Origin of the sequence: Streptomyces morookaense (assembly GCF_013030945.1) — a bacterium.
Taxonomy (GTDB): Bacteria; Actinomycetota; Actinomycetes; order Streptomycetales; family Streptomycetaceae; genus Streptomyces; species Streptomyces morookaensis.
Window position 1 is genome coordinate 1 of the sequence record NZ_JABBXF010000040.1, and the last position, 11568, is coordinate 11568.

Here is an 11568-nt window from a genome sequence, read left to right on the forward strand (position 1 = left end):
GCGGGGCCGGCGTGGGCCGGGTGCCGTCAGTGGGGGAGCCGCCCGCGGTCCGGCCGGCCCGGGACTTCGTCACGGTCGCCCTCGCGGCGCCTGCCGTGGCCGCGCGAACCGCGCGCCGAGGACGAGCGCGGCAGAGGGCTGATGCTCGTACGCCGCCTTTCGCACGCCGTCGGGGTGCGGTGGGTGTGGGACGGGCTCGAACTTGTCGGCAAGCAGGTGTGGTTCGAGTTGCGCTCGTAGGGTCGTACCCATGCTCCTATGGATCAACGGCCCTTTCGGCGGCGGCAAAACGCAGACCGCGTACGAGCTCCGGCGTCGGCTGCCCGGCAGCGTCGTGTGCGACCCCGAGCATGTCGGCTTCGGGCTGCACCGGATGCTGCCGCGGCCGCTCCGTGGTGACTTCCAGGACCTTCCGGCGTGGCGGCAGGGGGTGTACGAGGTCCTGGACCTCGCCCTCGGCCGGTACACCGGGACCGTGATCGTGCCGATGACGGTCGTCGAGCCGGCGTACTTCGCCGAGATGGTCGGCCGGCTGCGTGAACGCGGCCATGACGTACGGCACTTCACCCTGCTCGCCGACCGGCACACCGTGCTGCGCCGCCTCCGCGAACGCGGCATCGGGCGCGCCGTTCGGGTCGTCGCGGGGAAGGACGCCCCGCGCCAGAGCTTCGCGGTCGCGAAGCTCGATCACTGCCTGGAACGGCTGCACGGGCCGGAGTTCGCGGAACACGTACGGACCGACGACCTCACGGTCCCGCAGGTCGCCGACCGCATCGCCGCCGCGGCGGGGCTGACGCCCGCCCCGGACACGGACGGCCCGCTGCGGGGGCGGCTGCGTCGGGCGGCGACGAAGGCCAGGCACATCCGGTTCGACTGACTCTCCGGCCTACCCTTTGACTCTCCAGCGACGGGAGACTCCAAGGTGGCGGGCATGGACGGCGACACCACCCCCTCCCACTCCATCGGCGACCTCGCCCGGCTGACCGGGCTCACGGTCAAGACCATCCGGTTCTGGTCCGATGCCGGGGTGGTGCAGCCGGCCGCCCGCACACCCGCGGGCTACCGCCTCTACGACCACGACGCGCCGGCGCGCCTCGGTCTCGTCCGTACGCTGCGCGAACTCGGCGTCGGCCTCGCCACCATCCGGCAGGTGCTGGAGCGCGAGGTCACCGTCGCCGAGGTCGCGGCCGTGCACGCCGAGGCCCTGGACCTGCAGATCCGCACGCTGCAGCTGCGCCGGGCCGTGCTGAGGGCGGTGGCCGGACGCGGGTCGACACCCGAGGAGACGGAACTCATGCACAAACTGGCCAACCTCTCCGACCAGGAACGCCGCCGCCTGGTCGGCGACTTCATCGACAGCACCTTCGAGGGACTCGACGTCGACCCCGAGTTCCTGGCGACGATGCGCAACGGCATGCCCGAGCTGCCGGAGGAACCGACGACCGCGCAGATCGACGCGTGGGTGGAGCTCGCCGAGCTCGTCCAGGACGACGCGTTCCGCGCCGCCATGCGCCGGGCCGCGGTCGATCAGATCCAGGCCCGGGAGCAGGCCGGGAGCCGTCCCGGCCCGGAGGAGGCCAAGCAGCTGGCGGCGCTGATCCAGGAGCGGACGACGCGGGCCAGGGAGGCGGGGATCGAGCCGGGCACGGCAGAGGCCCGGCCGGTGCTCGACGACCTGGTCGCCCGGTGCGCGGAGTGGACCGGGCAGGAGAACGGCCCGGAGTTCCGGCAGTGGCTGCTGGACCGGCTGGAGATCGGCCACGACGCGCGCTTCGAGCGCTACTGGCAGCTGATCGCCGTCATCAACGGCTGGCCCGTGCCGGACATGGGCCCGGCCACCGAGTGGCTGGCCGCCGCGCTGCGCGCCGCGTAGCGGGGGGCAGGGGCCGGCTTGGTTTGCGAGGTCGAGCAACTGCACCGCACCGATTGCCCGGCCCGTCGGCCGGGCACCCGGGTGGCAATAAGTGCTCCGTCGGGACGTTCGACAGCTGGTTCGGCTGCGTAGCGCGCGAGCGCACTGGTTCGCGCGAACCGTCACCCGGGAGAGCGCCGAATCCCCCGACTCACCCCCGCGCCACGTCCCGCCACACCCCCCGCAGCCCCGCCGCCACGTCCATGGACGTGATCGGCGCCGCCCCCAGCGTCCGTGCCGCCAGGCCGTGCAGGTACGCCCCGACGGATGCCGCCTCGCGCCCCGGCAGGCCCGCCGCCAGCAGGGAGCCCGTCAGGCCCGAGAGGACGTCGCCGCTTCCTGCCGTCGCCAGCCACGGGGTCCCCGTGGGGTTCACCCGTACCGGGGTGTCCTTGCCGTCGGCGATCAGTGTGGTCGAGCCCTTCAGGAGGGCCGTCACGCCGAAGCGGTCCGCCAGGGCGCGTACCGCGGACAGGCGGCCGGCCTCCACCTCCTCGCGGGAGAGGCCCAGGAGGGCCGCGGCCTCACCGGCGTGCGGGGTGAGGACCGTGGCGGCGGTCCGGGCCCGTACCGCCGCGGTGTCCAGCAGCCGCAGGCCGTCCGCGTCGACGAGGACCGGGACGTCCTGGGCGAGGACGTCCTCCAGGGCCCGGCGGGCCTCCGCTTCGTCGCCCAGGCCGGGGCCGACCACCCAGGCCTGGACGCGGCCAGCCTTCGACGGCGGGCCGGCCGTCACCAGGGTCTCGGGGAAACGGGCGATCACCGCGTCCGCCGCGGGGCCCGCGTAGCGCACCGCGCCCGCGCCGCCCTGGAGGGCGCCGGCCACGGCCAGGACGGCGGCGCCGGGGTAGCGGGCCGAGCCCGCGACGATGCCGACCACACCGCGGCGGTATTTGTCACTCTCCGGCTCGGGGAAGGGGAGCATTTCGGCCACATCCGAGTGGTGGAGGGCCTCCACGGCCGGGGGCCCGTCCAGGAACGGGCCCAGGCCGATGTCCACCAGGCGGAGCGCCCCCGCGTGCTCCCGCGCCGGGTCGATGAACAGACCCGGCTTGTACGCGCCGAACGTCACCGTCGCATCCGCCCGCACCGCCGCCCCCCGCACCTCGCCGGTGTCGGCGTCCACGCCGCTCGGCAGGTCGACGGCCACCACGAGCGCGCCCTCCGCGGCCTCGACCAGGGCCTCCGCCTCCGGGCGCAGGCCACCGCGGCCCCCGATGCCGACGATGCCGTCGACCACCAGATCCGCCCGGCGGAGCACGGGTTCGCCGGCTCCGGCGGGCACCGCCCGGCCCCCGGCCGCCCGCAGCGCCGCCAGGCCGCCCCCGTGCGCCCGCTCCGGCGCGAGGAGCACCGCCGTGACCCCGGCGCCCCGGCGTGCGAGCCGGGCGCCCGCGTAGAGCGCATCGCCCCCGTTGTCGCCGCTGCCGACCAGCAGCGCCACCCGGGCCCCGTACACCTTCCCCAGCAGATCCGCGCAGGCCGCGGCCAGTCCGGCCGCCGCCCGCTGCATCAGGGCGCCCTCCGGCAGCTCGTCCATGAGCGCCCGCTCGGCGGCCCGTACGGTCTCCACGCTGTAGCCAGTCCTCATGGGGCCAGCCTCCCCCACCTGTCCCGCTCACGACACCTGTCCCGCTGCCCCCATCCCCGCCCGCCGCGTGGCCTGAGACACTGACGGGGATGAGTGAGACACCGATGCGCGTCCGAGCCGTGGTCGACCTGGCCGCCCTGCGGGCCAATGTACGCACCCTGAAGGCCCGCGCCCGTGGCGCGCAGCTGATGGCCGTGGTCAAGGCCGATGCGTACGGCCACGGCGCGCTGCCGTGTGCCCGCGCCGCCCGGGAGGCCGGCGCCGAGTGGGTCGGGACGGCCCTGCCGCAGGAGGCGCTCGCGCTGCGCGCCGCCGGGGACACCGGCCGGCTGATGTGCTGGCTGTGGACGCCGGGCGACCCGTGGCGGGAGGCCGTCGAGGCGGACATCGACGTCTCCGTCAGCGGCCTGTGGGCGCTGGACGAGGTCACCGCGGCCGTCCGGGCCTGCGGCCGGCCCGCCCGCGTCCAGCTGAAGATCGACACCGGTCTGGGCCGCAACGGCTGCCAGCCCGGCGACTGGGAGCAGCTCGTGGCCGCCGCCCGCGCGGCGGAGGAGGCGGGCCTGCTCCGGGTCACCGGCATCTGGTCCCACTTCGCCTGTGCCGACGAGCCCGGGCACCCCTCCATCCGCGCCCAGCTGGCCGTCTTCCGGGACGCCGTCGGCTACGCGGAGCGCCAGGGCCTGCGCCCCGAGGTGCGGCACATCGCCAACTCCCCGGCCACGCTCACCCTCCCCGAGACCCACTTCGACCTGGTGCGCACCGGCGTCGCGATGTACGGCATCTCGCCGAGCCCCGAGCTCGGCACCCCGGAGTCGCTCGGCCTGCGGCCCGTGATGACGCTGACGGCCTCCCTGGCCTCGGTCAAGCGGGTCCCCGGCGGCCACGGCGTCTCGTACGGGCACCAGTACACGACCCCGGGCGAGACGACCCTGGCGCTCGTCCCCGTCGGTTACGCGGACGGCATCCCGCGTGCCGCCTCCGGCACCGGCCCCGTGCTGATCGGCGGCAAGTGGCGCACGGTCGCGGGCCGGGTCGCGATGGACCAGTTCGTCGTGGACCTCGGCGGCGACGACGCGAAGCCCGGCGACGAGGCCGTCCTCTTCGGCCCGGGCGACCACGGCGAGCCCACCGCCGAGGACTGGGCAAGAGCGACCGGAACCATCGCCTATGAAGTGGTCACCCGCATCTCGGCGCGTGTGCCCCGCGTCCATGTCGGTGACACTGCAAGTACGGGCGGCACTGCGCGCACACCACGTGGTGACTCGGGACGTGACCACGACACGGGGGGCACAGGATGAGCGAGGGCGACAGTACGGGCACGGGCACGGGCGCCGCGATGGCCGGCGCCGCCTGGCGGCGCGGGGCGGGCTTCGCCGGGGCCGCGGTCGGGGTCGTGGCGGCCGGAGCCGCCGTCGGGGTCGCCGTGGAGCGGCTGACGGTCGGGCGCGGCATGCGCCGCAAGGCCCGACTCGCCCTGGACTCGTCCGGGCCGTACGGGACGCTGCGCGGCACGCCCGGCACGGCCGTCGCCGAGGACGGCACCGAGCTGTACTACGAGGTCGACGAGATCGCGGACCAGAAGGCGGCGGAGCGCCCCGGGCGCCGCTTCGGCCGCCGGCCGGCCGCCGCGGAACCGCCCGTCACCGTCGTCTTCACCCACGGCTACTGCCTGAGCCAGGACGCCTGGCACTTCCAGCGCGCGGCCCTGCGCGGCAGGGTCCGCATGGTCTTCTGGGACCAGCGCAGCCACGGCCGCTCCGAGCGCGGACGGGGCGCTCCCCTCTCCATCGACCTCCTGGGCCGCGATCTGAAGGCGGTCGTCGACGCCGCCGCCCCCGAGGGACCGCTGGTGCTCGTGGGGCACTCGATGGGCGGCATGACGACCATGGCGCTCGCCGCCCAGTATCCGCGGCTGATCGCGGAGCGCGTCATCGGCGCGGCCTTCGTCGGCACGTCCTCGGGGCGGATGGGCGAGGTGACGTACGGGCTGCCGCCCGTCGGGTGGAGCGTGGCGCGGCGGATCCTGCCGGGCGCCTTCAAGCTGATGACGGCCCAGACCGAGCTGGTCGAGAAGGGCCGCCGGGCCACCAGCGAGATCGTCGGCGGGGTCGTCAAGCGCTATTCGTTCGGCGCGCGGGACGTGGACCCCGCGGTGGCGCGGTTCGCCGAGCGGCTGATCGAGGCGACGCCGGTGGACGTGGTCGCCGAGTTCTACGCGGTCTTCGCCGGGCACGACAAGCTCGCGGCGCTGTGCGCCTTCGACCACCTGCCGGTGCTGGTCCTCGCCGGGGACAAGGACATGGTCATCCCGCCGGGCCACAGCGAGGTCATCGCCGAGGCCCTGCCGGACGCCGAGCTGGTGATGGTCCCCGGGGCCGGGCACATGGTGATGATGGAGCAGCCCGGGCTCGTCGACGACCGCCTCGCGGAGCTGCTGGCCGAGGCCGGCGCCGTGAGCGCCCCGGCGCCGCGCACGGCTCCGGCCCCGTAACATCGGTCTGCATGAACGCCCCGCACGACACCACAGCGCAGCTCACCGTCAAGTCCGCCGACGACATGCGGGAGTTGGGCCGCAGGCTCGCGGGCCTGCTGCGCCCCGGCGACCTCGTGCTGCTCTCCGGCGAGCTCGGTGCCGGCAAGACGACGCTGACCCGCGGCCTGGGCGAGGGCCTCGGTGTGCGCGGTGCCGTCACCTCGCCGACGTTCGTGATCGCCCGCGTCCACCCCTCGCTGCGGGGCGGCCCGGCGCTCGTCCACGTCGACGCCTACCGGCTGTCCGGCGGGCTGGACGAGATGGAGGACCTCGACCTGGACGTCTCCCTGCCGGAGTCGGTGATCGTCGTGGAGTGGGGCGACGGCAAGGTCGAGGACCTGTCGGACGACCGGCTGCGGGTCGTCATCGAGCGGGCCGTCGGGGCGGACGGCCTCGCGGTCGACGAGGCGGACGACGTGCGCACCGTGACGGTGACGGGCGTGGGCGCCCGCTGGGCGGACACGGACCTGGCGCCGCTCGGCTGAGCCGACAACATTCCGACAACCCGTCGGCAAAATGTTGCGCGGGTGCCTCCGGGCATGGTCACATGGAGTGCAGAGACTCGGTTAGGTCTACCTAACTTCGCCCATGGCATCCCTGGAGGCGCACATGTCGGCCCACGAGCCTGCGGACCGCTCCGAGGAGCGGACGCCTTCCATGCGCGACCTGCTCGCGGCGTGCGCGGCGGCCGATGCGGTGTCGACTCCGCCGAAGGACGAGGAACCCGAGCCTCCGACGGAGGAGAGCCCGGAGCGCGACGCGGCGTAAAGCGCCCCGCGCCTACGGCACGACGACCACCTTGGTGCCGCTCACCGCGAACTCCCACATGGCCCGGCCGTCCGCGGGCCTCTCCCGGATGGCACCCGTCCGCTTCCCGGAGTTCGGGTTCGGGGAGGACCCGTCCACGGCCGCACTGAAGCCGAAGACCACCCCGTTCGCCGCATGGAACCGCACCACGTGCTCCACCGGAATCCCGTCCGAACCGGTGATGGTCGCGGAGCGCGACGTCACCGCGTACGTCCCCGCCTGCGGGGACACCGCGCTCGGTGCGACGTCGAAGGTCCGTGAGGCCTTGCCGTCGGCCCCCACCAGCCACACCCGCTTCTGTGCGAGCGCGTAGACGACCCGCATCCCGGTGCCCGAGGCCGCCGGAACCGCGTTCCGGTCCTGCTCCTGGCCCTTGTCCTGCGACGCGCCCCCGGCCGCCGGCCTGCCGCCCGGCTGGGACGCCTTGTCCTTGCCCGCGGCGGCGGCATGACGGGCGGGCTTGTCGGGCGCGGCCTCGGCCTGGTAGGCGAGGAAGCCGACCCCGGCCAGCGCCGCCGCGGTGAGCGCGGCCACGATGACCCCCGAGCTGCTGCGTGCCACGCTGAGCACCCCTTCGTCTGCGAATACGCTGCGGATACGCGCGCGCATACGCGCCTACGCACGGCCGACCGTAGCACCTGCGCGAGCCCCGCCCGCGCGCCCGCAGCCCCGGTGCGCTCACCGTCCGGTTCCCGGCCGGGCACCGCTCGCCCCACCCGGCGCCGTACGCTTGTCGGTGTGCTGCTGCTCGCTCTTGATACCGCCACCCCCGCCGTCACCGTAGCCCTCCACGACGGCGACTCCGTCGTCGCCGAGTCGGGTGAGGTGGACGCCCGCAGGCACGGTGAGCTGCTGCTTCCCGCCGTCGACCGGGTCCTCGCGGAGGCCGGCCGGAAGCTGGCGGACGTGACGGACATCGTCGTCGGCGTCGGCCCCGGCCCGTACACCGGCCTGCGCGTCGGCATCGTCACCGCGGCCACCTTCGGCGCCGTGCTCTCCGTCCCCGTCCACGGACTGTGCTCGCTCGACGGCATCGCGTACGCGGCCGGACAGGCGGGCCTGACCGGCGAGTTCGTCGTGGCGACGGACGCCCGCCGCAAGGAGGTCTACTGGGCCCGCTACGCGGACCCGCGCACCCGCCTGACCGAGCCCGCCGTGGACCGTCCCGCCGAGCTCACCGAGAAGCTGGCCGGCCTGACGGCCGTCGGCGCGGGCGCCGTGCTGTACGCCGACGCCTTCACGGACGTCCGGGCCGATCTGCCGCAGCACCAGTCCGCGGCCGCCCTGGCGTCGCTCGCGGCCGAGAAGCTGCGCACGGGCGGGGAGTTCCTGCCGGACCAGCCGCTGTACCTGCGCCGCCCCGACGCCCAGGTGCCGGCCAACTACAAGGTGGTCACCCCGAAGTGACGGCGACACCCGTGCCCGACCCGGCCGAAGTGCCCGTCCGCATCCGGGAGATGCGCTGGTGGGACATCGCCCCGGTACTGGAGCTGGAGCGCGAGCTCTTCCCGCACGACGCCTGGTCCAAGGGCCTGTTCTGGTCCGAACTGGCCCACGCGCGCGGCCCGAACGCCAACCGCCGCTATGTGGTCGCCGAGACCGAGGACGAGAAACCCCGTGCCGTCGGCTACGCCGGGCTCGCCGCCGTCGACGGCACCGGCGACGTCCAGACCATCGCGGTCGCCTACGACTTCTGGGGCACCGGCCTCGGCGCCCGGCTGCTCACCGAGCTGCTGACCACCGCGACCTCCTTCGAGTGCCGCGAGGTGCTGCTCGAAGTGCGCGTCGACAACACCCGGGCCCAGCGCCTCTACGAGCGCTTCGGCTTCGAGCCGGTCGGCGTCCGCCGCGGCTACTACCAGCCGGGCAACGTCGACGCCCTCGTCATGCGCCTCTCCGACCCTTCTACCGCAGTGCAAGGAATGACCCATGGCTCGCAAGGCTGACGAACCCCTCGTCCTCGGCATCGAGACCTCGTGCGACGAGACCGGCGTCGGCATCGTCCGCGGTCACACGCTTCTCGCGGACGCGGTCGCCTCCAGCGTCGACGAGCATGCCCGCTTCGGCGGCGTCGTCCCCGAGGTCGCCAGCCGGGCGCACCTGGAGGCGATGGTCCCGACGATCCAGCGCGCCCTGAAGGAGGCCGGGGTCAGCGCGAAGGACCTCGACGGCATCGCGGTGACGGCGGGCCCCGGCCTCGCGGGCGCCCTGCTCGTGGGCGTCTCGGCGGCGAAGGCCTACGCCTACGCGCTGGGCAAGCCGCTGTACGGCGTGAACCACCTGGCCTCCCACATCTGCGTGGACCAGCTCGAACACGGCGCCCTGCCGGAGCCCACGATGGCCCTGCTGGTGAGCGGCGGCCACTCCTCGCTGCTGCTGGCCCCCGACATCACCGCGGACGTCCGCCCCCTCGGCTCCACCATCGACGACGCGGCCGGCGAGGCCTTCGACAAGATCGCCCGCGTCCTCAACCTCGGCTTCCCGGGCGGCCCGGTCATCGACCGCTACGCGCGCGAGGGCGACCCGGACGCCATCCGCTTCCCGCGCGGCCTGACCGGCCCGCGCGACCCCGCCTACGACTTCTCCTTCTCCGGCCTCAAGACGGCGGTGGCCCGCTGGATCGAGGCCAAGCGCGCCGCGGGCGAGGAGGTCCCGGTCGCGGACGTGTCGGCGTCCTTCCAGGAGGCCGTCGTCGACGTGCTGACCCGCAAGGCCGTGCGCGCCTGCAAGGACGAGGGCGTCGACCACCTCATGATCGGCGGCGGCGTCGCCTCCAACTCCCGCCTGCGCGCGATGGCCCAGCGCCGCTGCGAGGACGCGGGCATCATCCTGCGCATCCCGCGTCCGAAGCTGTGCACGGACAACGGCGCCATGGTCGCGGCCCTGGGCGCGGAGATGGTGGCGCGGGGCCGGGCGGCCTCGTCGTGGGACCTCTCGGCGGACTCCTCGCTGCCGGTGACGGAGCCGCACGTGCCGGGGCACGACCACGGTCACGGACACAGCCACGACCACGACCACTTCCACGAGTTGAGCAAGGACAACCTGTATTCCTGACGGCTTATCCTGAAGCTCGTACAACCGGGGGAAACGGGGAAGGCGGCGATCCGCGGTGGAATGGTTCTGGTGGGCGTTCATCTTCGCCGGTCCGGCTGCGGGCATCGTCGCCAAGGTCACCGAACCCGTGCGCAGCGGGCTCAAGATGCGCCACGAGCGCAAGCTGGCGGAGCTGGAGGCGCAGCGCGAGGCCCAGCGCGAGGAGCGCGCGGCACTGGAGGCGGCCGCCAAACCGCCCGCCCCGGTATGCGGTTGCGGACACCACCTTGCCAAGCATGACAAACAGGGCAAGTGTCATGAGTCGGTCGAAGTGGCCGTCGCCTGGGACGCGGACAAGAAGCCGGTCCGCTACGAGCCGGGCCGGTGCAACTGCCAGCAGTACGTGGGCCCGCAGCCGCTGACGACGCTCTATGCGGAGGATCTGACGGACCTGGACTGAGCGGTCACGCGCCGGCCGGCTGCCCCAGCAGCATCGCCGGCGCCCCGGCGACCCGAGTCAGGACGATCACGCAGGAGTTCGGCCCGCCGAGCTTCAACTTCTTCCGCAGCTCCTCCGGTTCCACGGCCGACCCCCGCTTCTTGATCACGGCCACCCCGATCCCGCGCTCGCGCACCACCGCCTTCAGCTTCTTGAGGTTGAAGGGGAGCACGTCCGTGATCTCGTACGCCGCCGCATACGGCGTCGCGCGCAGTTCGTCGGCCGTCACATAGGCGATCGTCTCGTCGACGAGCCCGCCGCCCAGTTCCTCGGCGACCTCCGCGACCAGGTGCGCGCGGATGACGGCGCCGTCCGGTTCGTACAGATACCGTCCCACCGGGCGGACCGCCGGGTCCGGGAGTCCCCGGCCCGTCAGCGACGCGCCTCCCGGCAGGAGTGTCGCCCGCCGGGCGCCCGGCTCCGTGCCGAACCACAGCACGGCCTCCTTCACATCACCGCCGTCCGAGATCCACTCCGCCTCCGCCTCCTCGGGGACGGCCTCGTGCGGCACCCCCGGTGCGATCTTGAGCGCGGCGAACGGGGCCTTGCGGGCGGCCCCGACCGCCCAGGACAGGGGCGGCGAGTAGGCCTCGGGGTCGAAGATCCGCCCACGGCCGCCGCGCCGCGCGGGGTCGACGAAGACCGCGTCGTACCCGGAGGTGTCGACCTCGGTCACATCCGCGCAGCGCACCTCGACCAGCTCGGACAGCCCCAGCGCCGCCGCATTGGCCCGGACGACCTCGCAGGTCAGCGGGTCGCGGTCGACGGCGAGCACCGAGACGCCCGCCCGCGCGAGCGCGATGGCGTCGCCCCCGATGCCGCAGCAGAGGTCGGCGACCCGGCGCACCCCGTGCGCCGCGAAGCGGCGGGCGCGGTACGCGGCGACCGAGGCGCGGGTCGCCTGCTCGACGCCGTGGGGGGTGAAGTACATGCGGTACGCGTCCTCGGTACCGAACTTCGCGACCGCCCGCTGCCGCAGCCGCGCCTGCCCGAGCGCGGCGGACACCAGCTCGGCGGGGTGCTCACGGCGCAGCCGGGTCGCTGTCGCGAGCTCCTGGGAGGGGTCGTAGTGGCGCAGCTCGTCGAGGAGCTGCTGCCCCTCGTCGGTGAGGAGAGCGGTGAAGTTCGGTGCAGGCACACAGCCATTCTCGTCGCATATTCCGGTAGCGAACGTCCGGCGGAGGGTAGCG

Annotated in this window: 14 protein-coding genes; 11 read left to right on the plus strand and 3 right to left on the minus strand. The window is 74.2% G+C overall.

Translation table 11 applies throughout. The annotated features are described in order from the left end of the window. The 3 genes from HG542_RS34535 to HG542_RS18490 form a co-directional block, all read left to right on the plus strand. On the plus strand, positions 1 to 240 hold a 240-nt coding region (locus HG542_RS34535; protein WP_498063287.1), incomplete at its 5' end, for an ATP-binding protein. A 10-nt stretch (positions 241 to 250) separates the two neighbouring features. Further along, positions 251 to 877 carry an AAA family ATPase gene (locus HG542_RS18485; RefSeq protein ID WP_171082826.1) on the plus strand — a complete coding sequence of 209 codons (627 nt, stop codon included), beginning with the start codon at positions 251 to 253 and terminating at the stop codon, positions 875 to 877. Between the two features lie 54 nt (positions 878 to 931). Beyond that, the gene (locus HG542_RS18490; RefSeq protein ID WP_171082828.1) at positions 932 to 1873 is read left to right on the plus strand and encodes a MerR family transcriptional regulator; all 942 of its coding nucleotides are present in this window, start codon (positions 932 to 934) and stop codon (positions 1871 to 1873) included. A gap of 190 nt (positions 1874 to 2063) precedes the next feature. Here the strand turns inward: HG542_RS18490 and HG542_RS18495 are convergent, their stop codons facing one another. After that, entirely contained in the window at positions 2064 to 3503 is a 1440-nt protein-coding gene (locus HG542_RS18495; protein ID WP_171082830.1) for an NAD(P)H-hydrate dehydratase, read from the minus strand. Between the two features lie 89 nt (positions 3504 to 3592). Between HG542_RS18495 and alr the strand changes: the two genes are divergently transcribed. From alr to HG542_RS18515, 4 genes are all read left to right on the plus strand, one after another. After that, entirely contained in the window at positions 3593 to 4804 is a 1212-nt protein-coding gene (gene alr / locus HG542_RS18500; protein WP_171082832.1) for an alanine racemase, read from the plus strand. After that, positions 4801 to 5997, plus strand: coding sequence for an alpha/beta fold hydrolase (locus tag HG542_RS18505; RefSeq protein WP_171082835.1), 1197 nt, complete (start codon positions 4801 to 4803; stop codon positions 5995 to 5997). The genes alr and HG542_RS18505 overlap by 4 nt, the downstream gene beginning before the upstream one ends. 11 nt (positions 5998 to 6008) lie before the next feature. Further along, the gene (gene tsaE, locus HG542_RS18510; protein ID WP_171082837.1) at positions 6009 to 6524 is read left to right on the plus strand and encodes a tRNA (adenosine(37)-N6)-threonylcarbamoyltransferase complex ATPase subunit type 1 TsaE; all 516 of its coding nucleotides are present in this window, start codon (positions 6009 to 6011) and stop codon (positions 6522 to 6524) included. Positions 6525 to 6627: 103 nt separating this feature from the next. Beyond that, positions 6628 to 6807 (plus strand): hypothetical protein, encoded by a 180-nt coding sequence (locus HG542_RS18515; protein ID WP_171082824.1) that lies wholly within the window; start codon positions 6628 to 6630, stop codon positions 6805 to 6807. Between the two features lie 12 nt (positions 6808 to 6819). On the opposite strand, the gene HG542_RS18520 is transcribed toward HG542_RS18515, so the two are convergent. After that, positions 6820 to 7416 carry a hypothetical protein gene (locus tag HG542_RS18520; RefSeq protein ID WP_373313207.1) on the minus strand — a complete coding sequence of 199 codons (597 nt, stop codon included), beginning with the start codon at positions 7414 to 7416 and terminating at the stop codon, positions 6820 to 6822. Positions 7417 to 7584: 168 nt separating this feature from the next. Between HG542_RS18520 and tsaB the strand changes: the two genes are divergently transcribed. Genes tsaB through HG542_RS18540 form a run of 4 tightly spaced genes read left to right on the plus strand, consistent with a single transcriptional unit; the run spans position 7585 to position 10339 of the window. Further along, on the plus strand, positions 7585 to 8253 hold the full coding sequence (tsaB, locus tag HG542_RS18525; RefSeq protein WP_171082841.1) for a tRNA (adenosine(37)-N6)-threonylcarbamoyltransferase complex dimerization subunit type 1 TsaB: 669 nt from the start codon (positions 7585 to 7587) through the stop codon (positions 8251 to 8253). A gap of 50 nt (positions 8254 to 8303) precedes the next feature. After that, positions 8304 to 8792 (plus strand): ribosomal protein S18-alanine N-acetyltransferase, encoded by a 489-nt coding sequence (gene rimI, locus HG542_RS18530; protein ID WP_171082847.1) that lies wholly within the window; start codon positions 8304 to 8306, stop codon positions 8790 to 8792. After that, positions 8776 to 9900, plus strand: coding sequence for a tRNA (adenosine(37)-N6)-threonylcarbamoyltransferase complex transferase subunit TsaD (gene tsaD / locus HG542_RS18535; protein ID WP_171082842.1), 1125 nt, complete (start codon positions 8776 to 8778; stop codon positions 9898 to 9900). Before rimI ends, tsaD begins: the two co-directional genes overlap by 17 nt. A gap of 55 nt (positions 9901 to 9955) precedes the next feature. Further along, entirely contained in the window at positions 9956 to 10339 is a 384-nt protein-coding gene (locus HG542_RS18540; protein WP_171082845.1) for a hypothetical protein, read from the plus strand. 4 nt (positions 10340 to 10343) lie between these two features. Here the strand turns inward: HG542_RS18540 and HG542_RS18545 are convergent, their stop codons facing one another. Then, positions 10344 to 11516 carry a class I SAM-dependent methyltransferase gene (locus tag HG542_RS18545; RefSeq protein ID WP_229922864.1) on the minus strand — a complete coding sequence of 391 codons (1173 nt, stop codon included), beginning with the start codon at positions 11514 to 11516 and terminating at the stop codon, positions 10344 to 10346. Between the last annotated feature and the right edge of the window lie 52 nt (positions 11517 to 11568).